Annotated in this window: 25 protein-coding genes and 1 other annotated feature; of the genes, 15 read left to right on the top strand and 10 right to left on the bottom strand. The window is 53.1% G+C overall.

Annotated features, from left to right (window positions below; all coding sequences use genetic code 11):
• Positions 1–90: 90 nt before the first annotated feature.
• Positions 91–1,506, bottom strand: coding sequence for a glutamine synthetase family protein (locus PVE98_RS06760; RefSeq protein ID WP_096073448.1), 1,416 nt, complete (start codon positions 1,504–1,506; stop codon positions 91–93).
• A 209-nt stretch (positions 1,507–1,715) separates the two neighbouring features.
• Here PVE98_RS06760 and puuD point away from each other — a divergent pair, with 209 nt between their 5' ends.
• Genes puuD through PVE98_RS06745 form a run of 3 tightly spaced genes read left to right on the top strand, consistent with a single transcriptional unit; the run spans position 1,716 to position 4,336 of the window.
• On the top strand, positions 1,716–2,480 hold the full coding sequence (puuD, locus tag PVE98_RS06755) for a gamma-glutamyl-gamma-aminobutyrate hydrolase (protein ID WP_096073449.1): 765 nt from the start codon (positions 1,716–1,718) through the stop codon (positions 2,478–2,480).
• Complete coding sequence (gene puuR / locus PVE98_RS06750; protein WP_033750109.1) at positions 2,477–3,034, top strand: HTH-type transcriptional regulator PuuR; 558 nt, start codon at positions 2,477–2,479, stop codon at positions 3,032–3,034. The genes puuD and puuR overlap by 4 nt, the downstream gene beginning before the upstream one ends.
• 24 nt (positions 3,035–3,058) lie before the next feature.
• Positions 3,059–4,336 (top strand): FAD-binding oxidoreductase, encoded by a 1,278-nt coding sequence (locus PVE98_RS06745; protein WP_096073450.1) that lies wholly within the window; start codon positions 3,059–3,061, stop codon positions 4,334–4,336.
• Positions 4,337–4,343: 7 nt separating this feature from the next.
• On the opposite strand, the gene PVE98_RS06740 is transcribed toward PVE98_RS06745, so the two are convergent.
• Positions 4,344–5,171 (bottom strand): SDR family oxidoreductase, encoded by an 828-nt coding sequence (locus PVE98_RS06740; protein ID WP_096073451.1) that lies wholly within the window; start codon positions 5,169–5,171, stop codon positions 4,344–4,346.
• Positions 5,172–5,318: 147 nt separating this feature from the next.
• Between PVE98_RS06740 and hisL the strand changes: the two genes are divergently transcribed.
• The 12 genes from hisL (at position 5,319) to PVE98_RS06680 (ending at position 15,369) form a co-directional block, all read left to right on the top strand.
• Positions 5,319–5,366 (top strand): his operon leader peptide, encoded by a 48-nt coding sequence (gene hisL, locus PVE98_RS06735; protein WP_100396937.1) that lies wholly within the window; start codon positions 5,319–5,321, stop codon positions 5,364–5,366.
• Positions 5,342–5,462: a sequence feature (His leader region), on the top strand. Its footprint overlaps the gene before it by 25 nt.
• Positions 5,463–5,512: 50 nt before the next feature.
• Positions 5,513–6,412, top strand: a complete 900-nt coding sequence (hisG, locus tag PVE98_RS06730) for an ATP phosphoribosyltransferase (protein WP_033750117.1) — start codon at positions 5,513–5,515, stop codon at positions 6,410–6,412.
• A gap of 3 nt (positions 6,413–6,415) precedes the next feature.
• Positions 6,416–7,723 carry a histidinol dehydrogenase gene (gene hisD, locus PVE98_RS06725; protein WP_096073452.1) on the top strand — a complete coding sequence of 436 codons (1,308 nt, stop codon included), beginning with the start codon at positions 6,416–6,418 and terminating at the stop codon, positions 7,721–7,723.
• Positions 7,720–8,796, top strand: coding sequence for a histidinol-phosphate transaminase (gene hisC / locus PVE98_RS06720; protein ID WP_033750121.1), 1,077 nt, complete (start codon positions 7,720–7,722; stop codon positions 8,794–8,796). The genes hisD and hisC overlap by 4 nt, the downstream gene beginning before the upstream one ends.
• A complete protein-coding gene (hisB, locus tag PVE98_RS06715; RefSeq protein WP_407568555.1) occupies positions 8,793–9,860 on the top strand; it encodes a bifunctional histidinol-phosphatase/imidazoleglycerol-phosphate dehydratase HisB in 1,068 nt (355 codons plus the stop codon). Before hisC ends, hisB begins: the two co-directional genes overlap by 4 nt.
• Entirely contained in the window at positions 9,861–10,451 is a 591-nt protein-coding gene (hisH, locus tag PVE98_RS06710; protein WP_033750126.1) for an imidazole glycerol phosphate synthase subunit HisH, read from the top strand.
• The gene (hisA, locus tag PVE98_RS06705; protein WP_096073453.1) at positions 10,451–11,188 is read left to right on the top strand and encodes a 1-(5-phosphoribosyl)-5-[(5-phosphoribosylamino)methylideneamino]imidazole-4-carboxamide isomerase; all 738 of its coding nucleotides are present in this window, start codon (positions 10,451–10,453) and stop codon (positions 11,186–11,188) included. Before hisH ends, hisA begins: the two co-directional genes overlap by 1 nt.
• Entirely contained in the window at positions 11,170–11,946 is a 777-nt protein-coding gene (gene hisF, locus PVE98_RS06700; RefSeq protein WP_048784158.1) for an imidazole glycerol phosphate synthase subunit HisF, read from the top strand. Before hisA ends, hisF begins: the two co-directional genes overlap by 19 nt.
• Entirely contained in the window at positions 11,940–12,551 is a 612-nt protein-coding gene (gene hisIE / locus PVE98_RS06695; RefSeq protein ID WP_033750134.1) for a bifunctional phosphoribosyl-AMP cyclohydrolase/phosphoribosyl-ATP diphosphatase HisIE, read from the top strand. Before hisF ends, hisIE begins: the two co-directional genes overlap by 7 nt.
• Before the next feature lie 79 nt (positions 12,552–12,630).
• On the top strand, positions 12,631–13,107 hold the full coding sequence (locus tag PVE98_RS06690; protein WP_096073454.1) for a YbaK/prolyl-tRNA synthetase associated domain-containing protein: 477 nt from the start codon (positions 12,631–12,633) through the stop codon (positions 13,105–13,107).
• Between the two features lie 62 nt (positions 13,108–13,169).
• Positions 13,170–13,964 carry an ABC transporter substrate-binding protein gene (locus tag PVE98_RS06685; protein ID WP_096073455.1) on the top strand — a complete coding sequence of 265 codons (795 nt, stop codon included), beginning with the start codon at positions 13,170–13,172 and terminating at the stop codon, positions 13,962–13,964.
• Between the two features lie 106 nt (positions 13,965–14,070).
• Complete coding sequence (locus tag PVE98_RS06680; RefSeq protein ID WP_096073456.1) at positions 14,071–15,369, top strand: succinylglutamate desuccinylase/aspartoacylase family protein; 1,299 nt, start codon at positions 14,071–14,073, stop codon at positions 15,367–15,369.
• 33 nt (positions 15,370–15,402) lie between these two features.
• On the opposite strand, the gene gndA is transcribed toward PVE98_RS06680, so the two are convergent.
• From gndA to PVE98_RS06640, 8 genes are all read right to left on the bottom strand, one after another.
• Positions 15,403–16,812 (bottom strand): NADP-dependent phosphogluconate dehydrogenase, encoded by a 1,410-nt coding sequence (gene gndA, locus PVE98_RS06675; RefSeq protein WP_096073457.1) that lies wholly within the window; start codon positions 16,810–16,812, stop codon positions 15,403–15,405.
• A gap of 165 nt (positions 16,813–16,977) precedes the next feature.
• A complete protein-coding gene (locus PVE98_RS06670; protein WP_313619070.1) occupies positions 16,978–18,192 on the bottom strand; it encodes a hypothetical protein in 1,215 nt (404 codons plus the stop codon).
• Positions 18,193–18,204: 12 nt separating this feature from the next.
• Positions 18,205–19,332: a glycosyltransferase family 4 protein gene (locus PVE98_RS06665; RefSeq protein WP_096073459.1), complete on the bottom strand. Its 1,128-nt coding sequence runs from the start codon at positions 19,330–19,332 to the stop codon at positions 18,205–18,207.
• Positions 19,332–20,234: a glycosyltransferase gene (locus PVE98_RS06660; protein WP_096073460.1), complete on the bottom strand. Its 903-nt coding sequence runs from the start codon at positions 20,232–20,234 to the stop codon at positions 19,332–19,334. The genes PVE98_RS06665 and PVE98_RS06660 overlap by 1 nt, the downstream gene beginning before the upstream one ends.
• On the bottom strand, positions 20,231–21,385 hold the full coding sequence (gene glf, locus PVE98_RS06655; RefSeq protein WP_096073461.1) for a UDP-galactopyranose mutase: 1,155 nt from the start codon (positions 21,383–21,385) through the stop codon (positions 20,231–20,233). The genes PVE98_RS06660 and glf overlap by 4 nt, the downstream gene beginning before the upstream one ends.
• On the bottom strand, positions 21,386–23,290 hold the full coding sequence (locus PVE98_RS06650) for a DUF4422 domain-containing protein (RefSeq protein WP_096073462.1): 1,905 nt from the start codon (positions 23,288–23,290) through the stop codon (positions 21,386–21,388).
• Between the two features lie 11 nt (positions 23,291–23,301).
• Positions 23,302–24,039 (bottom strand): ABC transporter ATP-binding protein, encoded by a 738-nt coding sequence (locus tag PVE98_RS06645; RefSeq protein WP_096073463.1) that lies wholly within the window; start codon positions 24,037–24,039, stop codon positions 23,302–23,304.
• Positions 24,039–24,806, bottom strand: coding sequence for an ABC transporter permease (locus PVE98_RS06640; RefSeq protein ID WP_096073464.1), 768 nt, complete (start codon positions 24,804–24,806; stop codon positions 24,039–24,041). The genes PVE98_RS06645 and PVE98_RS06640 overlap by 1 nt, the downstream gene beginning before the upstream one ends.
• Positions 24,807–24,816: the final 10 nt, after the last annotated feature.

The raw sequence follows: 24,816 nt of genomic DNA, 5'->3' as shown, positions 1-24,816 counted from the left end.
CGGTTATATTCGGAATTTTGCAGGCCGCGTATTCTGCCCCAAAATGCAGCAAAAACACAAGACCCGCTGATAAGTATAGCGACTTTTTTCTCAGGCGTTTTTCAGCATCCAGTCGATCTCTGTGGCGGTGACCAGCCGTTCGAACTGCATCATCTCGTGGCGCTTACAGCTGTGCCACACCGCGCCGAAGCGCTCGCCCAGCAGTTTTTGCAGCGGAAAGCTGCTTTCAAATTCAAACAGCGCTTCGCTCTGGCGCACCGGCAGCGGGATGCCCTCCGCCTCGTGACCGTTGCCCTGCACCGGCTGCGGCAGCGGCAGCGCGGTATCCAGACCGTGCAGAATGCCCGCCAGAATCGCCGACATCACCAGATAGGGGTTGGCGTCCGCGCCTGCGACGCGGTACTCGACGCGGTGGTTTTCCACGTCGCCGCAAGGAATGCGCAGCGCCACGGTGCGGTTGTTGTGCCCCCACGACGCCTGTAGCGGCACGTAGGCGTCCGGCACGAAGCGGCGATAGGCGTTGACGTTGGGCGCCAGCAGCGCCATCGAGGCGGGCATCAGGTCGAGCATGCCCGCCAGCGCGCGCTTCAGCAGCGGCGAGTCGCTGCCGTCATCGGCGGCGAAGGCGTTATGATCGGCGGCGTCCAGCATGCTGATATGCACGTGCATGCCGCTGCCCGCATACTCTTCATAGGGTTTGGCCATAAAGGTGGCGGTCATGCCGTGGTTCTCCGCCACCTGACGGATCAGCCTTTTAAGCTGTACCGCGTGGTCGCAGGCGCTCAGCACGTCGCGGGTATGGTGCAGGTTGATCTCAAACTGGCCGGGCGAGGCTTCCGCCAGCGCGCCGTCGGCGGGAATGTTCTGCTGGCGCGCCAGCGCGTCGATATCGCGCAGCACCGCGCCGAAGTAATCGAGATTATCCACCGAGTAGACCTGGCTCTGCATATTGCGTTCGCTGCTGCCAGGCGCGCACGGCGGCTGAATATAGCCCTCGGCGTCGCGGGCCTTGTCGACCAGATAGAACTCCAGCTCTACCGCTACCACCGGAAAGAGTCCTCGGTTGCGCAGCTGCTGCCACAGCCGGTTCAGGACATTGCGGGGTTCAACGTCAAAGGGAGTGCCATCTTGGTTGCACATGGTCAACAGCAGCTGAGCGATGTGCGCAGGATCGGAAGCGGAGGGAACTAAGGTGCCGGGAACCGGCATGCAGAGATTGTCAGGTTCGCCGAGAGATTGCCCGAGGCCGGCCTCTTCGACGGTATTGCCGAGGATATCCATAGCGAAAACCGAGGCGGGGAAATAACACCCTTTTTCCAGCTTCGCCAGCGCGGCTATCGGGATGCGTTTGCCGCGAAAGACGCCGTTTAAATCATTCAATAAAATATCGACATACTGCGTTTCAGGATGGCGTTCCAGCCAGTTTTTCACTTCAAGCTGGAACGCGCTGGTTCGTCTCTCTTCACTGTGACGCGTGAAGTCTTCTACTTCCACGAGGTTCGTCATATCCCACCCGCCTTCTACCGTTGATTGGTTTGCGCAATGCTCAAAATAACAGCCACTCCTCTAACATAGCGCCAACACAAAAAGTGTGCAAATGTAACAAATCTGTTTGAGAAACAAACAGCGCATTGCTAGATTGAAAAAATATTGCACGTTTTTACCCGCTGCGGGCCCGATCGGTGAATTTTTTGAACGGCGAGTCGAGGAATGAGATGGGCATTATTTTTAACAACCCTTTGATCGGCGTAGCGATGTGCCAGATTAACCATGATGGCCATCTCACTCAGTCGGTGCATAACAAATATCTGACGGCGATAACCCAGGCGGGCGGCGTGCCGCTTGCCCTGCCCCAGCAGCTTTGCGCGACGCCGCATCTGCTGGAGCAGGCGCTGGCGACGCTCGACGGCGTGATGCTCACCGGCAGCCCCAGCAATATCGAACCCTGGCACTATGGCGAAGCGGGCAGCGAGCCGCACGCCGATCCCGGCCGCGACCGGCTCGCCTTCGCCCTTATTACCTGGGCCACCAGCCGCAGAATGCCGCTGTTCGGCATCTGCCGCGGCATGCAGGAGCTGGTGGTAGCCAACGGCGGCGCGCTGTGGCGCGATCTCGACCAGCGTAAAACCGGGCTGCCGCATCATGCAGAAGCGACGCTACCGCTGAGCGAACAGTACGCCCCGGCGCATGACATCTTTCCCGAAGCGGGCGGCCTGCTCGCCTCTCTGCTGGGCGGCGACGCTATCCTGGCGGTCAATTCGCTGCATCATCAGGGCATCCGCGAAACGGGGCCGCAGCTGCGCATCGAGGCGCGCGCGCCGGACGGCCTGATCGAAGCGGTCAGCCTGCGCCATCATCCGTTCGCCCTGGCGGTGCAGTGGCATCCCGAATGGCAGCCGGAACAGAACGACGCCTCGCGCGCCCTTTTTGCGGGGTTTATCCATGCCGCACGGCACTATCACGAGGAAAAATCACCATGAACGATGCCGCTCTGGCGCCTGGACGACGCTTATCGCAAATCCGGCAAGAGTTGGGATTGTCTCAGCGCCGCGCCGCTGAACTGTCAGGTTTAACCCATAGCGCAATCAGCACCATTGAACAGGATAAGGTGAGTCCGGCGGTCAGCACGCTGCAAAAGCTGTTAAAGGTGTACGGGCTGTCGCTGTCGGAGTTCTTCTCCGAACCCAAACACCATGACGCGCCGAAGGTGATCGTCAGGCCAGACGATCTGGTGGAGATCGGCAGCCAGGGCGTGTCGCTGAAGCTGGTGGATAACGGGCAGGCGAAGCGCTCGCTCGGCATGCTGCTCGAGACCTATCAGCCCGGCGCCAGCACCGGCGAAAAGCTGCGTCATCCGGGCGAAGAGACCGGGACGCTGCTGGAGGGAGAGATCACCCTGGTGGTCAACGGACAAAGCTACCACCTTAACGCGGGCGAAAGTTATGTGATCGATACCGGGCTGCCGCACAGCTTCACCAATCTCTCGGCGCAGCCCTGCCGTATCGTCAGCGCCCATACGCCCGCTAATTTCTGACGCATTCGCAGGCAGGAGGTTGTGATGAAACATGTTGAAAGCTACTACGCGGCGACCGCCAACGACCATGCACCCTGGCCCACGCTGCAGGAGAGCATCCAGTGCGACGTCTGCATAATCGGCGCGGGCTTTACCGGCCTTTCCGCCGCGCTTTACCTTACCGAGGCGGGCTATGACGTGGTGGTGCTGGAGGCGGCGCGCGTCGGCTTCGGCGCCAGCGGCCGCAACGGCGGGCAGGTGGTCAACTCCTACAGCCGCGACGTGGACGTCATCGAACAGCGCTACGGCAAAGAGAGCGCGCGCCTGCTCGGCAGCATGATGTTCGAGGGCGCGGAGATCATCCGCGATCGCATCGATCGCTACGCCATCGCCTGCGACTACCGGCCTGGCAATATCTTCGCTGCGCTTAACCCGCGCCAGATGAATCATCTGCGCCGCCAGCAGCGGCTATGGGAGAAGTACGGCAATCACGATCTGGAGCTGCTCGACGAGCGCGGCATCCGGCGCGAAATCGCCACCGAGCGCTACGTCGGCGGCCTGCTGGATCGGCGCGGCGGCCACCTGCATCCGCTCAATCTGGCGCTGGGCGAAGCCGAGGCGATTCGGCGGCACGGCGGGCGCATCTATGAACGCTCCGCCGCGACGGCGCTGACCTACGGCGCGCCCAATCGGGTAAAAACCGAGCACGGCGAGGTGAACGCCACCTTCGTGATTTTTGCCGGCAACGCCTATCTGCCCTCGCAGCTGGAGCCGCGCCTGACGCGCAACAGCATGGCGTGCGGATCGCAGATCCTCGCCAGCGAGCCGCTGAGCCGCGATCGCGCGCTGGCGCTGCTGCCGAATAATCACTGCGTCGAAGACTGCAACTATCTGCTCGACTATTTCCGCCTGACGGCGGATAACCGGCTGCTTTACGGCGGCGGCGTGGTCTACGGCGCGCGCGATCCCGGCGACATCGAGGCGCTGATCCGCCCCAAACTGCTGCGCACCTTCCCGCAGCTGCGCGATCTCGCCTTCAGCTATCGCTGGAGCGGCAACTTTCTGCTAACGCTGTCACGGCTGCCGCAGTTCGGACGGCTGGAGAATAACGTCTACTTTATGCAGGGCGACAGCGGCCACGGCGTTACCTGCACGCACCTTGCCGGCAAGCTGATTTGCGAAGCGCTGCGCGGGGATGCGGAGCGCTTCGACGCCTTCGCGAAGCTGCCGCACCTGCCCTTCCCCGGCGGATGGCGCTTTAAAGTGCCGCTGACCGCCATGGGCGCCGCCTGGTATGCGCTGCGCGACCGGCTCGGCGTTTAGGCGGCGACTATTCCAGCGGCATTTTCGCCGGATCGTCGTAGCTGTACTCGAACCCCAGCTCGTTGCAGATGCGCGAGCCGTCAATCAGCTTGCCGGTGTCGCTGGACGCTGAGGGCAAAAAGGTCGGCGGCGTCAGACTCAGCTGGCGCGAGACGGCGGGATAAAAGGTCGCGCGCGACGGGTGTTTCGGCGCGCAGAGGTTATAGACGCGCCCGCCCTTCGGCGTCTGCAGCAGCAGGGTAATCGCGCTCACCACATCATCAAGATGCACCAGATTGACGCCGTGCGCGCCGTTCTCCAGCCCGGTTTTCCCCGCCAGGAAGCGGCCGGGATGACGACTCGGCCCCACCAGTCCCGCCAGCCGCAGAATATCGACCTGGGTGCCGGGCAGATCGTGCAGCCAGCTCTCCAGCGCGGTCAGGGTTTTGCCCGCCACCGTCTCCGGCTGGAGCGCGCTGTTTTCCTTCATTACGCCGCTGCCGCTGCCGTAGACCGAGGTAGAGCTGGTGAAGATAATGCGCGGCACCTGCTGCGCCAGCGCGCTGTCCACCACGTTCTGCACCGCCTGCATATAACTTTCGCCGCCTTCCGCCGTGCGGCTGGCGGGCAAGGTCACCACCAGCGCGTCGACCGCCAGCAGCAGGGCGAGATCCTCGGCGTCGCACTCGATTTCCGGCGTCAGCCGCAGCTGCACCGCGTCGATGCCGCAGCGGCGCGCCGCCTCCACGCCGTCCAGCGTGGTTTTGCTGCCGGTAACCTGCCAGCCGCGCGCCGTTAGCGCCAGACCCAGCGGCATGCCCAGCCATCCCAGACCGATAATTGCGACCTTCTTCATATTGACTCCTGCGCTTGACTCACTGCCGTCCATCTTAGTGCGCCGCGCCGTCGAACCGCAAAGGTTAAAAAAGGGTTGCGCATCGTCGCCATCTTCGCTAGGTTAATCAACACGCAAATGAATACTCATTCAGCAACGGAATTTATTATGACACGCGTTCAGTTCAACCATCATCATCACCATCATCCTGACTAGTCTTTCAGGCGATGTGTGCTGGGAGACATTCAGATCTTCCAGTGGTGCGAACGCAAAGAGAACCCCCGGAAGATCGTCTTCCGGGGGTTTTTTTATGGGCTGGCGCAATACCTTTTCAGACAGGAATGAAACAGAGGACAGGACCGATGTTAGATAACAAGCGAATTCGCATAGCTATGCAGAAATCTGGCCGTTTAAGCGATGACTCACGCGAGCTGCTGGCGCGCTGCGGCATTAAAATCAATCTGCAGCAGCAGCGTCTGATCGCCTTCGCAGAGAATATGCCGATCGATATCCTGCGCGTGCGCGATGATGATATTCCCGGTCTGGTTATGGATGGCGTGGTGGATCTCGGCATTATCGGCGAGAACGTGCTGGAAGAGGAGCTACTGACGCGCCGCGCGCAGGGCGAAGATCCGCGCTACTTCACCCTGCGCCGTCTGGACTTCGGCGGCTGTCGCCTGTCGCTGGCGATGCCGGTAGATGAAGAGTACACCGGTCCGCAGTGCCTGAATAACGCCCGCATCGCCACCTCCTATCCTCACCTGCTGAAGCAGTACCTCGACAAAAAAGGCCTTAACTTTAAACCCTGTATGCTCAACGGCTCGGTGGAAGTCGCGCCGCGCGCCGGCCTGGCCGACGCGATTTGCGACCTGGTATCGACCGGCGCCACGCTGGAGGCCAACGGCCTGCGTGAAGTGGAGGTGATCTACCGTTCAAAAGCGGTGCTGATCCAGCGCGACGGCGAGATGGCACCGGAGAAGCAGGAGCTGATCGACAAGCTGATGACCCGCATTCAGGGCGTCATTAAAGCGCGCGAATCGAAATACATCATGATGCACGCGCCGAGCGATCGCCTGGAAGAGGTGATTCAGCTGCTGCCCGGCGCCGAGCGTCCGACCGTGCTGCCGCTGGCGGGCGATCAGAGCCGCGTGGCGATGCACATGGTCAGCAGCGAAACCCTGTTCTGGGAAACCATGGAAAAACTGAAAGCGCTGGGCGCCAGCTCGATTCTGGTGCTGCCCATTGAAAAGATGATGGAGTAAGCCATGTCCTTTATGACCCCCGTCGAATGGCAGCAGTGCAGCGAGGCGCAGCGTCAGGCGCTGCTGCAGCGTCCGGCCATCGCCGCGTCCGACGCCATCAGCGCCACGGTGCGCGCGGTGCTGGATCAGGTAAAGAACAGCGGCGATGCGGCGCTGCGTGAGTTCAGCGCGCGCTTCGACAAGGCGCAGGTAGATGCGCTGCGCGTGACGCCCGCCGAGATCGCCGCCGCTGGCGCGCGACTCAGCGACGAGCTGAAGCAGGCGATGGCCGTTGCGGTCGCCAATATCGAAACCTTCCACAACGCGCAGCAGCTGGCGACGGTGGATGTCGAAACCCAGCCCGGCGTGCGCTGCCAGCAGATCACCCGGCCGGTGCGCTCGGTCGGTCTCTATATTCCCGGCGGCTCAGCCCCGCTCTTCTCTACCGTGCTGATGCTGGCGACCCCGGCGCGTATCGCCGGCTGCGGCCGCGTGGCGCTCTGCTCGCCGCCGCCCATCGCCGATGAGATCCTCTATGCGGCGCAGCTGTGCGGCGTCGAAGAGGTGTTTCAGGTCGGCGGCGCGCAGGCGATCGCCGCCCTCGCCTTCGGCACCGAGAGCGTGCCCAAAGTCGATAAGATCTTCGGGCCGGGCAACGCGTACGTCACCGAGGCGAAACGCCAGGTGAGCCAGCGTCTCGACGGCGCGGCGATCGATATGCCCGCCGGTCCGTCGGAAGTGCTGGTAATCGCCGACGAAGGCGCGACGCCCGCTTTTGTCGCCTCCGACCTGCTGTCGCAGGCGGAACACGGTCCCGATTCGCAGGTGATCCTGCTGACGCCCTCGCTGACGCTGGCGCAGCAGGTGGCCGAAGCGGTAGAGGCGCAGCTGCAGGCGCTGCCGCGCGCCGCCACCGCGCGCCAGGCGCTGGCGAGCAGCCGCCTGATTGTGGCGCGCGACCTGGAAGAGTGCGTGGCGATCTCTAATCAGTACGGCCCGGAACACCTGATTATTCAGACGCGCCAGCCGCGCGATCTGGTCGACGCCATCACCAGCGCCGGGTCGGTGTTTCTCGGCGACTGGTCGCCAGAGTCGGCGGGCGATTACGCCTCCGGCACCAACCATGTGCTGCCGACCTACGGCTACACCGCGACCTGTTCCAGCCTCGGCCTGGCCGATTTTCAGAAGCGCATGACGGTGCAGGAACTGACGCCGCAGGGCTTCCTCAACCTCGCCGCCACCATTGAGACCCTGGCCGCCGCCGAGCAGCTGGAAGCCCACAAAAACGCCGTTACGCTGCGCGTCGCCGCGCTGAAAGAGGAGCAGGCATGAGCCGCAATATTGAAGAGCTGGCGCGCGATAACGTGCGTGCCCTGACGCCTTACCAGTCTGCGCGCCGCCTTGGCGGCAACGGCGACGTCTGGCTCAACGCCAACGAATTTCCGCTGCCGGTGCCCTTTGAGCTGTCGCAGCAGACGCTGAACCGCTACCCGGAGTGTCAGCCGAAGATCGTGATTGAGCGCTACGCCGCCTACGCCGGGCTACAGCCGGAACAAGTGCTGGTGAGCCGCGGCGCCGACGAGGGCATCGAGCTGGTGATGCGCGCCTTCTGCGAGCCGGGCAAAGACGCCATTTTGTTCTGCCCGCCCACCTACGGCATGTACAGCGTCAGCGCGGAAACCATCGGCATTGAGTACCGCACCGTGCCCGCTCTGGAGAACTGGCAGCTGAACCTGCCGGCTATCGCCGCACAGCTCGACGGCGTGAAAGTGGTCTATATGTGCAGCCCCAACAACCCGACCGGCAATCTGATCGATCAGGAGGATATCCGCGCGCTGCTAGAAATGACCGCAGGAAAAGCGCTGGTAGTGGCCGATGAAGCCTATATTGAATTCTGTCCGCAGGCGACGCTGAGCGGCTGGCTGAAAGATTATCCGCATCTGGTGATCCTGCGCACGCTGTCGAAGGCGTTTGCGCTCGCCGGCCTGCGCTGCGGCTTTACGCTGGCGAATAAGCCAGTCATCGATCTGCTGATGAAGGTGATCGCGCCCTATCCGCTGGCGACGCCGGTCGCCGACGTCGCCGGTCAGGCGCTGAGCGATCAGGGCATCGCGCTGATGCGTCAGCACGTTGCCGAGCTGAACGCCAGCCGCGCCTGGCTGCTAGAGCAGCTGCCGCAGCTCAGCCTGGTGCAGCAGGTCTTCCCGAGCGAGACCAACTATATCCTGGCGCGCTTCGCGGATTCGCCTGCGGTGTTTAAATCCCTGTGGGATCAGGGCATTATTCTGCGCGACCAGAACAAAAATCCGGGCCTTGCGGGATGCCTGCGCATCTCAATCGGCACGCGTACAGAGTGCGAGCGCCTGATCGCCGCGTTACAGGCTTTATCTGTGGAGAGAGCATGAGTCAGAAGACCCTTTTTATCGATCGCGACGGCACCCTGATCGCCGAGCCGCCTGAAGATTTTCAGGTGGATCGCCTGGAGAAGCTGGCGTTTGAAGCCAACGTCATTCCGGCGCTGCTGGCGCTGCAGAGCGCCGGCTACCGGCTGGTGATGATCACCAACCAGGATGGCCTGGGCACCAGCAGCTTTCCGCAGGCGGATTTCGACGGCCCGCATAACCTGATGATGCAGGTGTTCAGCTCGCAGGGGATCCATTTCGACGACGTGCTGATCTGCCCGCACAAGCCGGAAGATAACTGCGACTGCCGCAAGCCGAAGACCAAAATGGTCGAGGCCTGGCTGGCGGAAGGCGCCATCGACGTGGCGAACAGCTATGTGATCGGCGACCGGCTGACCGATATTCAGCTGGCGCAGAATATGGGCATCCAGGGCATCCGCTTCGGCAGCGAAGGCGAGAACTGGAGCGCGATTCAGGCGCGCCTGACCAAACGCGATCGCCATGCGCTGGTCAACCGCAATACTAAAGAGACGCAGATTCGCGCCGAGGTGTGGCTGGACCGCGAAGGCGGCAGCAAAATTAATACCGGCGTCGGCTTCTTCGACCATATGCTGGACCAGATTGCGGTGCACGGCGGCTTCCGCATGAACATTGAGGTGAAAGGCGATCTCTATATCGACGATCACCATACCATCGAAGACACCGGACTGGCGCTCGGCGAGGCGCTGCTGAAGGCGCTGGGCGACAAGCGCGGCATCGGCCGTTTCGGCTTCGTGCTGCCGATGGATGAGTGTCTGGCGCGCTGCGCGCTCGATATTTCCGGCCGTCCGCATCTGGAGTTCAAGGCGGAGTTCAGCTATCAGCGCGTCGGCGATATGAGCACCGAGATGGTCGAGCACTTCTTCAGCTCGCTCTCCTACGCCATGATGAGCACCCTGCACCTGAAAACCAAAGGCAAGAACGATCACCATCGCGTGGAAAGCCTGTTTAAAGCCTTCGGCCGCACCCTGCGCCAGGCGATCCGCGTTGAGGGCAACACCCTGCCCAGCTCGAAAGGAGTGCTGTAAATGAACGTGGTGATCCTCGATACCGGCTGCGCCAACCTGTCGTCGGTGAAGTGGGCGGTAGAGCGCCTCGGCTACACGCCCGACGTCAGCCGCGATCCTGACGTGGTGCTGCGCGCCGACAAGCTGTTTTTGCCGGGCGTCGGCACCGCGCGGGCGGCGATGAACCAGCTGGAAGAGCGCGATCTCGTTGACCTGATCAAAGCCTGTACCCAGCCGGTGCTCGGCATCTGTCTCGGCATGCAGCTGCTCGGCAGCAGCAGCGAGGAGAACGGCGGCATCCCCACCCTCGGCATTATCGACGCCGAATGCGGGCTGATGGACACGCACGGCCTGCCGCTGCCGCATATGGGCTGGAACCAGATTACCGCCCAGGCGGGCAATCACCTGTTTCGCGGCATCGACGAAGAGAGCTACTTCTATTTCGTGCACAGCTACGCCATGCCGGTCAACGCCAGCACCATCGCCCAGTGCGATTACGGCCAGCCGTTCACCGCGGCGGTGCAGAAAGATAACTTCTTCGGCGTGCAGTTCCACCCAGAGCGTTCCGGCAAAGCGGGCGCGCAGCTGCTGAAAAACTTCCTGGAGATGTGATGATTATCCCCGCGTTAGATTTGATTGACGGCAAAGTGGTGCGTCTGCATCAGGGCGACTACGGCCAGCAGCGCGACTACGGCAGCGATCCGCTGCCGCGCCTGCAGGATTACGCCAGCCAGGGCGCGACGGTGCTGCACCTCGTGGACCTTACCGGCGCGAAAGATCCGGCGCAGCGCCAGATCCCGCTGCTGAAAACGCTGCTGAACGGCGTCGACGCCGTGGTGCAGGTCGGCGGCGGCATCCGCACGCGCGACGACGTCAGGGCGCTGCTGGATGCGGGCGCCAGCCGCGTCGTCGTCGGCTCTACGGCGGTAAAAGCGCCGGAAGAGGTGAAAGCGTGGTTCAACGAGTTCGGCGCCGAGGCGATCGTGCTGGCGCTGGACGTGCGCATCGACGCGGCGAACCGCAAAGAGGTCGCCATCAGCGGCTGGCAGGAAGCGGCCGGCGTCACGCTGGAAGAGGTCATCGCCTGGTTTGAACCGGTGGGCCTGAAGCATGTGCTCTGCACCGATATTTCGCGCGACGGCACCCTGAGCGGCTCTAACGTCGCGCTCTATCAGGAAGTGACCGCACGCTATCCCGACATTGCGTTTCAGTCCTCCGGCGGCATCGGCGGCATTGAGGATATCGCGGCGCTGCGCGGCAGCGGCGTCAAGGGCGTGATCGTCGGACGCGCCCTGCTTGAAGGTAAATTCACGGTTTCGGAGGCTATCGCATGCTGGCAAAACGCATAATTCCCTGTCTTGACGTGCGCGACGGCCAGGTCGTCAAAGGCGTTCAGTTCCGCAATCACGAGATCATCGGCGACATCGTGCCGCTGGCGCAGCGCTACGCGCAGGAAGGCGCGGACGAGCTGGTGTTTTACGATATCACCGCCTCCAGCGACGGCCGCGTGGTCGACAAAAGCTGGGTGTCGCGCGTGGCGGAAGTGATCGATATTCCCTTCTGCGTAGCGGGCGGCATTAAAAGCGAAGAGGACGCGGCGCGCATTCTGGAGTTCGGCGCCGACAAAATCTCCATCAACTCCCCCGCGCTGGCCGATCCTGAGCTGATCACCCGCCTGGCGGATCGCTTCGGCGTGCAGTGCATCGTGGTAGGCATCGATACCTGGTTCGACGAAGCCACCGGCAAATATCACGTTAACCAGTATACCGGCGACGAGGCGCGCACCCGCGTCACCCAGTGGGAAACCCTGGCGTGGGTCGAAGAGGTGCAAAAGCGCGGCGCTGGTGAGATCGTACTGAACATGATGAACCAGGATGGCGTGCGCAACGGTTACGATCTGGTGCAGCTGAAAAAAGTGCGCGACGTTTGTAAGGTGCCGCTGATCGCCTCAGGCGGCGCGGGCACCATGCAGCACTTTCTCGACGCCTTTGAGCAGGCGAACGTCGACGGCGCGCTGGCCGCTTCGGTGTTCCATAAGCAAATTATCAATATCGGCGAGCTGAAAAGCTTCCTGAAAGAGAAAGAAGTGGAGATTCGCGCGTGTTAACCAGAGAACAGCTGGCCCAGCTTGACTGGGTCAAAACCGAGGGCATGATGCCCGTGATCGTGCAGCACAACGTCTCCGGCGAAGTGCTGATGCACGGCTATATGAACCAGGAAGCGCTGGCGAAAACCCTGAGCGACGGCAACGTCACCTTTTTTTCGCGCACCAAACAGCGTCTCTGGACCAAAGGCGAGACCTCCGGCCATTTCCTCAAGGTGGTGAGCATTACGCCGGACTGCGACAACGATACGCTGCTGGTGCTGGCGGACCCCATCGGCCCGACCTGCCATCGCGGCACCTCAAGCTGCTTTTCGCCTGCCGCGCCTGACTGGGTGTTTCTGCATCAGCTGGAGCAGCTGCTGGCGTCGCGCAAAAGCGCCGATCCGGCCAGCTCCTACACCGCACAGCTCTATGCCAGCGGCACCAAGCGCATCGCACAGAAAGTCGGCGAAGAAGGCGTCGAGACCGCGCTGGCGGCGACGGTGAACGATCGCCACGAGCTGACCAACGAGGCCTCCGACCTGCTCTATCACCTGATGGTGCTGTTGCAGGATCAGGATCTCGACCTCAGCGCCATCATCAACAACCTGCGCGCGCGGCATAAATAGCGGTGCAATATGTTGCTCAATATCGGGACAGGTGCAGGATGTTGAGCAGCATGGTTCTCTTTTCGTTTCAGGATCCGGTATGACCACCCATGAAAAATTGATTGCCCTGCTGGAACAGCATCAGGCGCGCTATCAGCTGATGAGTCATGAACCGACCGGCAAATGCGAAGCGGTGGCGGCGATCCGCGGCACCGAGGTCGGCCAGGGCGCGAAGGCGCTGGTGTGTCACGTTAAGGGCAACGGCGTCAAACAGCATGTGCTGGCGGTGCTGCCGGCCGATCAGCAGGCGGATTTAGCCAGAGTGGCGGACGCGGTGGGCGGCCGACGCGCCTCGCTCGCCAGTCCGGCTGAGGTTGATACGCTAACCGGCTGCGTGTTCGGCGCCATTCCGCCCTTCTCGTTTCATCCCGATCTCAGGCTGGTAGTCGATCCGCTGCTGTTCGAGCGCTTTAGCGAGATCGCCTTCAACGCCGGACGGCTCGACAGGTCGGTGATATTGAACACGGAAGATTACCGCCGCCTCTGCAATGCTAACGTAGTGAAAATAATCCAGTAATTGTCATCGTGATAGCTGGCAGGTACTCTGCTTTATTCAACATCACGATAAAAGAAGAGACTATGACCACTCCTGGCTTCTCACGTCTGCGCGCCGCGCTGATGACCGCCGTACTGGCAGGCTGCGCCTTTGGCGCGCAGGCAAAAATCGAACAGGTACGCTTCGCCGTCGATCCGACCTATCCGCCGTTTGAATCCAAAACGCCGCAGGGCAAGCTGGTCGGTTTCGATATCGACCTGGGCAACGCCCTGTGTCAGCAGATGCAGGCGAAGTGCGTCTGGGTGGAAAGCCAGTTCGACGGCATGATCCCGGCACTTAAAGCGCGTAAGTTCGACGCTATTCTCTCCGATATGGGGATCACCGAAGAGCGCCTGAAGCAGATCGACTTTACCGTGCCGCTCTATGACACCCATACGCAGCTGATTGCACGCAAAGGCTCCGGCCTGCTGCCGACCGCCGAGTCGCTGAAGGGCAAAACCGTCGGCGTCGAGCAAGGCACCGTGCAGGAGCGCTACGCGCGCGCTAAATGGCAGCCCTTCGGCGTCAACGTGGTGCCTTACGGCGACCAGGCGCAGGTGGAGAGCGATCTGATCTCCGGACGGCTTGATGCGGTATTCACCGATGCCGCGCAGGCGGCGATAGGCTTCCTGAAGCATCCGCAGGGCAAAGATTTCGAGCTGGCCGGTCCGATTGTGCAGGATCCGATTATCGGTCCGGGAACGGCGATCGGCCTGCGTAAAGGCGACAGCGAGCTGAAGAGCGCGCTGGACAGCGCCTTTGCCGAAATCAAAAAGAACGGCACCTTCGACAAGATTCAGAAGCACTATTTCGCGACCGATATTTCCATTCAGCAGTAGTCTGAGGCGACCCGAGTGGTCGCCCGCTTTGATTCGGCACTATACTTTTCTTCATTTCCTGGGCGCAGTTGCGCCCTCTTCTAAATGACAGGACAATCAGCGCCCTATGCATCAACAACATCATCCCCTTCTCAGCGCCTCGCTGGGCACGCAGCGCGAAATCGTCAGCTTCCACTTCGGCGAAGAAAAATATAAGCAGGTCTATATCCAGGCGTCGCTACACGGCGACGAAATCCCCGGCATGGCGGTCGCCTGGTTTCTCAAGCAGAAGCTGATGGCGCTGGAGTCCGCCGGCAGGCTGCGCGCCGGCTTTACGCTGGTGCCGGTAGCCAATCCGCTGGCGCTAAGCCAGCACTGGCACGGCACCCATCTGGGACGTTTTCACAGCGAGTCGGGTCAGGACTTCAACCGTCGTTTTCCTGCGCTGGGCGAGAAGCTGGCGGAAGAGCTGGCGGGATCGCTGACGCCGAACGAAGGCGACAATAAACGGCTGATCCGCGACGCTATCGATCGCCACTACCGTGACGTAATTGCCAAAACCGAGCTGGAAGCGCAGCGCTTTACGCTGATGCGCATGGCAAGCCAGGCGGATTTGATGATTGATTTGCACTGCGACTGGGAAGCCCTGACTCACCTCTACACCACGCCGCACGCCTGGCCAGATATTGAGCCGCTGGCGCGCTGGTTGGGTAGCGAAGTGCAGCTGCTGGCGCAGATTTCCGGCGGCGAGCCGTTCGACGAAGCCTGCTGTGAACCCTGGCTGACGCTGGCGCAACGCTTCGGCGACCAGTATCCAATGCCGCGCGGCCTGCTGCCGGTGACGCTGGAGCTGCGCGGCGTGCGCGACGTCGATCCCGATCAGGCGGAGCAGGATGCGGAGGCGATTATCAATGCGCTGCGCGAAAGCGGCTATATCGCTGCGGAAAGTCCGACGGTGTCGGCGGAAGTGGCGGCGCCGGTGATTGGCGGCGACGAGCTGGCGCTGGTAACGGCCAATGCCGAGGATATTGCCGGCATGACCGAGAGCAGCGCGGCGGCTAGCGCGCTGGAAGCGGTGGATGTGCCGGAAGAGAGCGGCGTGATTAAGCAGCGTCATACCGAAGGCGCAGGCGCTATTTCCCCTGCCCTAAAACATCCGGCGACCCCGCTGGCTGCGTGCGAGTATATTCACTCGCCGGTATCGGGACTGATTCTGCATCGCAAGAAGCTGGGCGCGCATATCCGTCCGGGCGAAGTGGTAGCTGAAGTGGTGGATCCGGTGACGGACTTTGTGACGCCGCTGGTGGCGGAGTTCGGCGGCGTGCTGTATGCACGGCACTGGACGAAGTTTGCGACGGCGGGAATGCTGGTGGTCAGGCTGGCGGGGGAAGATGAGGTGAGGAGCGGGGATTTGCTGGTGGGATGAAAAAAAGGCTTCCGGATGGAAGCCTTTTACTGTTTAGTCCAGCCACTCGGTGTGGAACACACCCTCTTTATCGATGCGCTTATAAGTATGCGCGCCGAAGTAGTCGCGCTGCGCCTGAATCAGGTTAGCAGGCAGCACTTCTGAACGGTAGCTGTCGTAGTAAGCGATAGCGGCAGAGAAGGTCGGCGTCGGGATACCGTTCTGAACGGCATAGGCCACGACGTCACGCAGCGCCTGCTGGTATTCGTCAGCAATGTTTTTGAAGTACGGCGCCAGCAGCAGGTTGGCGATATTGGCGTTTTCTGCATAGGCATCAGTAATCTTCTGCAGGAACTGCGCGCGAATGATGCAGCCAGCGCGGAAGATTTTAGCGATTTCGCCGTAGTGCAGATCCCAGTTGTACTGCTCGGAAGCCGCGCGCAGCTGAGAGAAGCCCTGTGCATAGGAGACGATTTTGCCCAGATAGAGCGCGCGACGCACTTTCTCAACAAATTCCGCTTTGTCACCGGTAAAGGCCTGGGCCTGCGGGCCGCTCAGTACTTTAGACGCGGCAACGCGCTGCGTTTTCAGCGAAGAGAGGTAACGGGCGAATACGGATTCAGTGATCAGCGACAGCGGTTCGCCGAGATCCAGCGAGCTCTGGCTGGTCCACTTGCCGGTGCCTTTGTTAGCTGCTTCATCCAGAATAACGTCAACCAGGTAGTTACCCTCTTCATCTTTCTTGGTGAAGATATCCTTGGTGATGTCGATCAGGTAGCTGCTCAGCTCGCCGTTGTTCCACTCGGTGAAGGTTTTCGCCAGCTCTTCGTTGCTCAGACCCAGCGCGCCTTTTAACAGCGCATAGGCTTCTGCGATCAGCTGCATGTCGCCATATTCAATGCCGTTGTGCACCATCTTCACATAGTGACCAGCGCCATCCGGACCAATGTAGGTTACGCAGGCTTCGCCATCTTCAGCGCGGGCAGCGATTTTGTCCAGAATCGGAGCAACCAGCTCATAGGCTTCTTTCTGACCGCCAGGCATAATAGACGGGCCTTTCAGCGCGCCCTCTTCACCGCCGGAAACGCCGGTGCCGATGAAGTTAAAGCCCTGCTCAGACAGCTCTTTGTTACGACGGATAGTGTCTTTATAGAAGGTGTTGCCGCCGTCGATCAGGATGTCGCCTTTGTCGAGGTGCGGGGTCAGGGAGGCAATCGTTTTGTCAGTCGCTTCGCCCGCCTGCACCATCAGCAGGATACGGCGCGGTTTCTCAAGGGACTCCACAAACTCTTCGATGGTGTAGTAAGGCGCCAGTTTTTTGCCCTGGTTCTCAGCAATGACTTCATCAGTCTTTTCGCGAGAGCGGTTGAAGATAGAGACGGTGTAACCGCGGCTTTCAATGTTGAGAGCCAGGTTACGTCCCATTACTGCCATACCTACAACGCCGATCTGTTGCTTGGACATTATTTACTCCTGTCTGAGTTTGAGGCTAATAATCATACAAAATGAAATGAGCTTTGTTATCTTACAGTAGTATTGAGATAACATGTATCAGCATAATAAAATCAAGCACTAACTGACAAAATCCGTACAATTAGTATGCGAAAGGAATTAAAGTATTTTATAATTCTATATTTTGTTTCGGAGTTGCTCTAATTGTTCTTCACAAGTGCGCACACGCTCTATATATCCCTGAAGCTCAGACGCTAAAATAGCTTTTTCCTTTTTAAGATCCTCATAAAGGTCTATTGCGGCGTAAGCATCTAATGTTGATTGTTTTGATTTACGCTGCTCGTACTCAAGACGGCCCTGAAGATCGAGAATTATAGGCATTAAAACATCAGATGGATTAATTTGCGCATCAATATCGCCAAATTCAGGATCAAAATTAGCTATAGCAATATCTATTGCATTATCGAAATCAGATGGAGATTCAGAGTTTATCCAATATTTTGTAAGAATATAAGTAAGCATTTTCTTTTGAAAAAGATTCATTTTTTCAGGATGTGAGGAAAACGCTTTTCTAAGATCGTTCTTATCGGAGATAATGTTGCAGCATTGCTGCCATTCGCATTTCCCAGAGCAAAACACACTTGCGCCATCAATCAATGCTTCAATACCGACGCCTGAATTAACGGTTATCACTGATCTCGATTTTCTTATTAAGTCATGAATATTACTATTAGTACGGATAACCCACGGATTGCTTTCCGTCAAAAGGGTAATGCTTTCTTCTACGGCGAAGGACTGGCAAAATGGATGCCGCTTTACAAGCAAGTATACTTGATTTTCTCTTGCTAGTTCTGCCGCATCGTAAAGTAGCTTAACACCATCATAGGAACTATGAATAGATACAGGATCATTTTGAACTTGCATAGGGTAAAAGACAAAATCAGTGGCTACTTCTGGAACTGACTCATCTGACTGCGGATATTTAGAGTTATTCTTATCAATAAATCGTTGTCTCCATTCATCAAGAATATGAGTGACAGCCGATTCATCTATTTTATTAATTTCGCTCTCGTAACGGTTAAAATTCAGCGAAATATCCGACCATCCTGAATAACCAGAAAAATCCATTGAAAATAATGGAGTAACAGCTGCCTCTTTCATTCTTACAATATTTTTCTCTGTACCCCAAGAATGATAAGAAAAAACCAGAGTTCCTTTTTCAGGTTGCCGAGGTGCTTCATCAGCTCCAAATGGCACCTCCCTGAAGTACAAAGGAATCTTTCTTTCTGTCAAGGCCAAAATAAGATTCGTAATAAAAGATTTATGTTTATATCCATCTACAGGGTTTTTAGTCCAGGATACAGGCACTTCTACTACTATTTTATTAGGCATTAATTTCCCCGCTTATTTAACCAGATACTGGTAAATTCTTAACGTCTTTTCTATTACATATTTTGAGCAAAAATGTGTTTTAACTCTTAGATGGGCTTTATGCCCAAAACTATTTCTTAATTGCTTATCTTTTATTAAACATTCTAACTTAGCCGTTAAATCATTTATATCTTTATTAGCTATAAAGCCGGTCTCTCCATCTATTATAATACTGTTACATCCTCCAGTATTATAAGCTATAGAAGGTCGACCGACGGCTGCTGCTTCAATGAGAATACGGGGAACGCCCTCTGCATAGACAGAAGGTAATGCAACAATGTTACAATTTTCAATCAGTCTTTTGACATCATCGCGCTTTCCTAGCCAATGTATAGCTTTAGAATCAGACCATTGCTCGATTATATCGAGAGGTATAGAATCGGGATCATTTTTAACGGTTATACCTGCAACCATTAATTCAAAATTAATGCCTCTTTTTTCGAGCGCAGCCTTTGATTGCACTAAATCTGCTAATCCTTTACTCCAGATAAGCCGGCTTGCAAAAAGAACGACCGGAATAGCATTTGGGGGATCTGGCAAATATTGAAACTCATCCGTGTTAATGCCTGCGCCATCAATGACCATTGTTTTTTCTTGACTTACGCCGGTGATTGCAATCAAATCTGCCCGATCTTTTTCATGTTCAAAGATCATAAATATATCTGGTTTAGCGCTAAGCCATCCATAAAAAGCAGAAACGAAATATTTAATAATTTTATATTTTACAGAGCCAGAAGAAAAAACTCGACCTAACCCGACAAAACTCATAACAAGTTTTCTTTTGAAAAGTTTCGCATATAACCCCCCGATAATGCAGGGTTTAATAGTGATACAGTGCAAAATATCTGGATCTATGTTGTTAATGATTTTAAAAGAATTTATTAAATCTTTTACTAAAACTAGAGGGTTAAGAGATTGCTCAGACATTTTTGAATTATGAACTTTTAGGCCTGCAGCTTTAAAATCATCCATAACACCCTGGTCTTCAAAACTGCAAACCAAATGCACCTCATATCCATTTTCTTTAGCTGCCAGTGCTCGCTCTTTCCAATGTAAATTAAAATACCAATCAGAATTGATATAAAAACAAAGTTTTTTCATTAAACCCTGCCATTCTTAGATTCCTTTAACCTGAAACCGATTCCATCAAAGATTCCTTTTGTCAGATACCTAATATAACTGAGCTTGTTATCTGATTTCAAAACCATAGAATAGCATTTCACTAATCGTAGTATAATAGAGAGCAAACTAAATGGTTTAGCGCTTTTGAAAAGGGATCTTGATAAAATCAAGTTTCGCGACAAATAATAAACCTTCCATGGCAACATTGCTGAGTTTGATTCCAGAACATCGTGATAGAATTTCAAGTCTGGATTGCAAATCATTTTGCAACCATTAAGATGAAGATCCCACGAGAAATAAACATCGTCAAAATAAATAAACAACTCTTTATTTATTTTATGGTAAGTGTTTCTAAGGATGTTAAAGTCAACGAAAACACCAACGAAGGAAAAAGTAACCACTTCTGAAATAGCTGTGGGAGAAGCTTCATACTGAGAAGGTTTTTTATAATAGCTTATTATCTCTCCAAAGCTATTCGGAATTTTATGCCATGGAATGTTCATCTTACATCTTGAGCCTTTCATATCAACAACGTTAGTAACAATTACCTGCGCATTGTCTTTATGAATGGCCATGAATTTTTTAAGTATGTTGGGCTCAGGGTAGGCATCATCATCAAAAAACAGCACCCAATCGGGGGTACTGTTTTTCGCTAGCCATTCAGAACCCTTATAAAAGCCACCTGCACCACCCTCATTCACATCATTTGAAACAACTCTTAAACGCGAATCTTGTAGCTTATCGAGCCACTCTCCTGTTGCATCAGTTGATGCATTGTTCACGATTATTATTTCATGAAATGAAAGAGGCTCAATTGCAGCCCAACATTTTTTTAGTTTGTCAAGACGATTGTAGGTGACTATTACAGCAGCGATATTCATCTAGGATTGACCACAAAGACAGGCATCTGAAATTCATTTTGAATACAATTACGGAATGTCTTAACAACATCTAAAGCTTCTTTTATCGTGACATCCATATCCAGATAACGATAAGTGCCAAGGCGCCCAATAAAGGTAAGATTACTTTCTTTTTCTGCGGCATCCAGATATTGATTCAACAATTGCATTTCACCCATTTGTCGAATGGGATAATATGGAATATCTTTTTCTGTTGCAGAACGACTAAATTCCTTATAACACACTGTGTTATCATGGCTCTCCCAAGGCGCAAAGTACTTATGCTCTGTTATCCTTGTATAAGGAACTTTAACGTCGCCATAATTCATAACTGCACAACCCTGAAAATCACCTTCCGCCTCAAAGCGCTGAAAGTCTAGTGTTCTATAACCCAGGCGACCTAATGCAAAGTCAAAATAGCCATCTAAAGGTCCACTATAAAATACATGATCGTAATTGTTCTTTCCGTTCTTATCAAAAAAAGTATTTAATTCAACATGAATATTTTCATGATTCAAAATGGATTCTACGATAGCAGTATATCCATCCTTAGGCATGCCTTGAAATTTATGATTGAAATAATTATCATCATAATTAAATCTTACAGGCAATCTTTTCAATATAGAAGCAGGCAATTCTTTAGGCTCAATGCCCCATTGCTTTATTGTATAACCTTTAAAAAAAGCTTCATACAGCTCTTTGCCAACAAATCTCAGCGCCTGCTCCTCAAAAGTTTTAGGGTCGGCGATGCTCTTATCGCCCTTATTTTCAATTAATTCTTTAGCTTCTGAGGGATTACATGTTTTATTGAAAAATTGATTTATTGTATGCAGATTTATCGGCAGCGAATAAACGCTTCCATCCACTGTTGCTTTAACCCTGTTAACATAAGGCATCATAACGCCATGAGCATTTATATAATTCCATACCTCTTCATTATCAGTATGAAAGATATGAGGTCCATAGGTATGTACCATTACATTAGTGCTGCTGTCCCTTTCACTATAACAGTTACCGGCTATGTGATTTCGCGAATCAATAATATGGATATTATGTCCATCTTCTGCCAGTTCGCGCCCAATAACTGCACCAGAGAAACCTGCACCAACAATCAAAATATTCTTTTTCATAATTTAACCTAAAATTACGCGGCGGACTCTATAATAATTACGAGCTATTAGCTGCCTACGTTTACTTCCCACAGGCGCATACTTATTGAAATAAGGCATTAACTTCCTTTTTATTTTCGTCTGAAATAAAACCTTATTATTATTCATACCAGCCGGGGCTGATGAAAATGTTCTATTGAGCCGGTCATAAACTTCTTTTTGCCACGGCGTATTATTTACATACGAGATGAAATTATCAAAAAAATCAACATGAGGTGTATCCCATGGCTTATTTTCACCTGCAAAATGTATCATTTTAGGCTGCTGGCGTGACTGTAAAAACCCCATATAGGTTTCAAATTTTAAGTTAGGAAAAAAATCATCTGTATTACCATTACCATGGTATACATTCCAAGCATTTGAAAGATAATAAACACGATCATTGAAGACCTTATTCATTATATCCTGATCAAGGAACCAATAATTTCGTGCTTTCATGGCTTGCATTAGCTTACCGTAAGTATTCTCTTTTTGCATTTGAGCAATATTAAAGAGTATAATTCCTGCCTGGAAGTATTGCTGTGTATCTTTCATCTCCAAAACGGTTTCAAGGTATTCCTTTGCAGTAATTTTTTTAGGCTCATCTATATGGGCTATTGCACCAAATTTGACGAAACCCTCCATCACTATATCTCTAACAGCAGCAATTAAGTTATCGCCAAGTTCAATGTGAACAAGCTCACCTACATCGCTTTCAACAATAGTATCAGCATCGATAAAGAGAACTTTTTCGAAGCTTGAGAAAAGTGAGGGAATAAATAGTCTTGCATAAGTGGCTGCGCTAAAATGAGCGCGCGTGTAAACGCTTTTCATTTCGCTAAAAGCATTTACATCAAAGAAGCGAATAGAAAAATTATGTTTTCCCTTTAGCAAAGAACAAAAACGAGTTTTATTCCTTACTGAAACGCCATTTTCAAGAATAACAATGTCATAGTTATTTTCTGAATAGCTATTTTTAATAATAGAGTTAATTAACGCGCCGCCGCTTAGAGAATAATTATCGTCAAAGCAGATGACGACAGGAACATTTTTTTCAGAAAAAGCCGGATTTAACTTACCATTAAATGTTTCAGTTTTAACAAAAGTTCGCTGTAGTTCTTTTTTCTTTAAAGAAGAACTTTTTTCTTTATGAATAATGAATATATTGAAAAGTCTTTCTGATATATGACCAATAACTCTTTTTTCTTGTGCATCATAATTTCGCAGTGCGAAATTCGCCTCAAGATCATTAAATATGCTAAAAAGCCATTCTGAGTATTCTGCAAAGAGGTCGGTTCGCATGACAAACATATTTGTGTAATATCCATCATGTGCACTGTTGAACATTTTGACTGCAGAAGCATACTCCGGGTAAAGATACAAAAGGCTATCTATTGCTGCCTGATAATCCTCAATATGCAGATGAAGGGAAACTTTATAATGCTCGTAATTATTTTTGCTGCCTGCTTGCTTAACACTCCATTTTTTAGGCAAAAGAATATCACAATCTCCAATTGCTTCAATTATGGATCTTTCATTCAGTCCGAATTTTTCTTCATATTCAGGGGAAATGATATCTTCATTTACAACTCCCCATACATCCTCTGGATAATCTTGTTTTTCAGAAAAATTCAAGTGTCTTCTGTAGTGCATGAAGCCTACATATTCAGATGAGATATCGTTCTTCCAAACCCAATATTGAGCTGTCAATTCACAATAGAATGGATTTTTAAATGAAATGTTGTCGCCTGTGTCATCTCCATCACAACAGATATCATTGTAGCTGTTAGCTTTACCGACGTGAATAGGTTTAATAACAGGTGATGATAGAAATGCGCTTGGCTTGTGGTGACTCGTATAGAGTTTTACTTTTTCTTTATAATTACTCATGCGATGTTTCCTTACATTGAAGAACGATACTGTTTAAGTATATTTTCAGCATTACCACTCGCTTTTAACCTATGGTTTTCAATCCAGATTACCCGGTCACAAATTTTTTCTATATCACTCAAATTATGACTAACAAACAGAATCGTAACCCCTTTAGCTTTGAATCTATCAATGGTTTCAATGCATTTTTTTTGAAACGCATAATCGCCTACAGCGAGAACTTCGTCGATTATGAGAATATCCGGATCCACTTGAGTTATTACTGAAAACCCCAGTTTCGCAAGCATACCACTTGAATAAACTCTAATAGGCTCATCGATAAATTCACCTAGTTCAGAAAACTCAATTATTTTGTCTAATCGTTCGTTTAATTGCTTACGGCGTAAACCAAGAAGCGTGGCATTGAGGCGAATGTTTTCTCGACCAGTAAGTTCTGGATGAAACCCACCGCCTAATTCGAGCATAGATGCGACTCTGCCTTTGGTTGTTACGGTCCCGCTGGTTGGCTTGATTACTCCAGCAACTAAGCCAAGCGAAGTGCTTTTACCTGCACCATTTCGCCCAATGAGTGCAACCGATTCACCTTTTTTGACGGTGAAGCTTATATCTTCAATTGCCAGATAACTTCTACCCGAGAGCAGTGTTAAGGCACGTTTTGGGTTAAAAATGAGCTCTTTGATTCCAGAACCAATATGGTGATATAAAGGATAACGTTTAGTTACACCTTTGAATTCTATTGCGACTTCCATTATAATATCTCAGCAAATCGGAATTTTAATTTATTGAATACCCATGAACCAATTATAAGTGTGATTATGCTCATTCCATATAAGGAAAGGATTTTTTCATAGTCAACATAACCATTCATAAATAATTCCCTCCAGCTTAAAACCATATCAGCTAATGGATTGTATTTTATTAGCCACTGGTAGTTTTGAGGGATCATGTCTCCGGCATAGAGTATCGGCGTGCAATAAAAGAGCAACATAATACCCAAGGTAATAAATCTTTCTAAATCTCGGAAGAAAAGATTTAATGTAGAAAGAAAAAGGGCAATACCATACGAGAACAGTAATTGTGCAATCCCGATTAACGGAATGCCATATATCCAGTTCCAGTGTGGCGTCATATCATAAATAAGTAAAAAAACGATAATTACTGGAATAGTACATAAAAAATGTAGACATTCCATCATAACGTTGCTAAAGGGAATGACAGAGCGAGGAAATACCGTCTTTTTAATTATTTGAGCGTTGGCTATAAATGAGAATAGTGAGTTCGACGTGGTACTCGCAAACCATTGCCATGGGAATAATCCTGTAATGATGAAAATGGTGTAATTAGGAATTTGTACCCGCATGATAAGTTTGAAAATAAAGTAATAAATCATGGCAAAAAGCAAGGGGTTTGCTATTGACCACAAATATCCTAAAAAGCTACTTTTGTATCGAACCTTGAGCTCTTTCTCAGTGATAACTGATACTAAATCAATGAGATAACCTAAACTAAACTTCATACTTTACGCT

Origin of the sequence: Pantoea sp. GABEPS69 (assembly GCF_045780835.1) — a bacterium.
GTDB classification, from domain to species: Bacteria; Pseudomonadota; Gammaproteobacteria; order Enterobacterales; family Enterobacteriaceae; genus Pantoea; species Pantoea septica.
The sequence above is the reverse complement of the archived record's forward strand: the minus strand, read 5'-3'. Positions and strand labels throughout refer to the sequence as shown.

Bases quoted from the DNA above. Each gene is read 5' to 3' on its own strand.
- PVE98_RS06760 (WP_096073448.1), bottom strand. From the start codon at position 1,506: ATGACGAACCTCGTGGAAGTAGAAGACTTCACGCGTCACAGTGAAGAG.
- puuD (WP_096073449.1), top strand. From the start codon at position 1,716: ATGGGCATTATTTTTAACAACCCTTTGATCGGCGTAGCGATGTGCCAG.
- puuR (WP_033750109.1), top strand. From the start codon at position 2,477: ATGAACGATGCCGCTCTGGCGCCTGGACGACGCTTATCGCAAATCCGG.
- PVE98_RS06745 (WP_096073450.1), top strand. From the start codon at position 3,059: ATGAAACATGTTGAAAGCTACTACGCGGCGACCGCCAACGACCATGCA.
- PVE98_RS06740 (WP_096073451.1), bottom strand. From the start codon at position 5,171: ATGAAGAAGGTCGCAATTATCGGTCTGGGATGGCTGGGCATGCCGCTG.
- hisG (WP_033750117.1), top strand. From the start codon at position 5,513: ATGTTAGATAACAAGCGAATTCGCATAGCTATGCAGAAATCTGGCCGT.
- hisD (WP_096073452.1), top strand. From the start codon at position 6,416: ATGTCCTTTATGACCCCCGTCGAATGGCAGCAGTGCAGCGAGGCGCAG.
- hisC (WP_033750121.1), top strand. From the start codon at position 7,720: ATGAGCCGCAATATTGAAGAGCTGGCGCGCGATAACGTGCGTGCCCTG.
- hisB (WP_407568555.1), top strand. From the start codon at position 8,793: ATGAGTCAGAAGACCCTTTTTATCGATCGCGACGGCACCCTGATCGCC.
- hisH (WP_033750126.1), top strand. From the start codon at position 9,861: ATGAACGTGGTGATCCTCGATACCGGCTGCGCCAACCTGTCGTCGGTG.
- hisA (WP_096073453.1), top strand. From the start codon at position 10,451: ATGATTATCCCCGCGTTAGATTTGATTGACGGCAAAGTGGTGCGTCTG.
- hisF (WP_048784158.1), top strand. From the start codon at position 11,170: ATGCTGGCAAAACGCATAATTCCCTGTCTTGACGTGCGCGACGGCCAG.
- PVE98_RS06690 (WP_096073454.1), top strand. From the start codon at position 12,631: ATGACCACCCATGAAAAATTGATTGCCCTGCTGGAACAGCATCAGGCG.
- PVE98_RS06685 (WP_096073455.1), top strand. From the start codon at position 13,170: ATGACCACTCCTGGCTTCTCACGTCTGCGCGCCGCGCTGATGACCGCC.
- PVE98_RS06680 (WP_096073456.1), top strand. From the start codon at position 14,071: ATGCATCAACAACATCATCCCCTTCTCAGCGCCTCGCTGGGCACGCAG.
- gndA (WP_096073457.1), bottom strand. From the start codon at position 16,812: ATGTCCAAGCAACAGATCGGCGTTGTAGGTATGGCAGTAATGGGACGT.
- PVE98_RS06670 (WP_313619070.1), bottom strand. From the start codon at position 18,192: ATGCCTAATAAAATAGTAGTAGAAGTGCCTGTATCCTGGACTAAAAAC.
- PVE98_RS06665 (WP_096073459.1), bottom strand. From the start codon at position 19,332: ATGAAAAAACTTTGTTTTTATATCAATTCTGATTGGTATTTTAATTTA.
- PVE98_RS06660 (WP_096073460.1), bottom strand. From the start codon at position 20,234: ATGAATATCGCTGCTGTAATAGTCACCTACAATCGTCTTGACAAACTA.
- PVE98_RS06650 (WP_096073462.1), bottom strand. From the start codon at position 23,290: ATGAGTAATTATAAAGAAAAAGTAAAACTCTATACGAGTCACCACAAG.
- PVE98_RS06645 (WP_096073463.1), bottom strand. From the start codon at position 24,039: ATGGAAGTCGCAATAGAATTCAAAGGTGTAACTAAACGTTATCCTTTA.
- PVE98_RS06640 (WP_096073464.1), bottom strand. From the start codon at position 24,806: ATGAAGTTTAGTTTAGGTTATCTCATTGATTTAGTATCAGTTATCACT.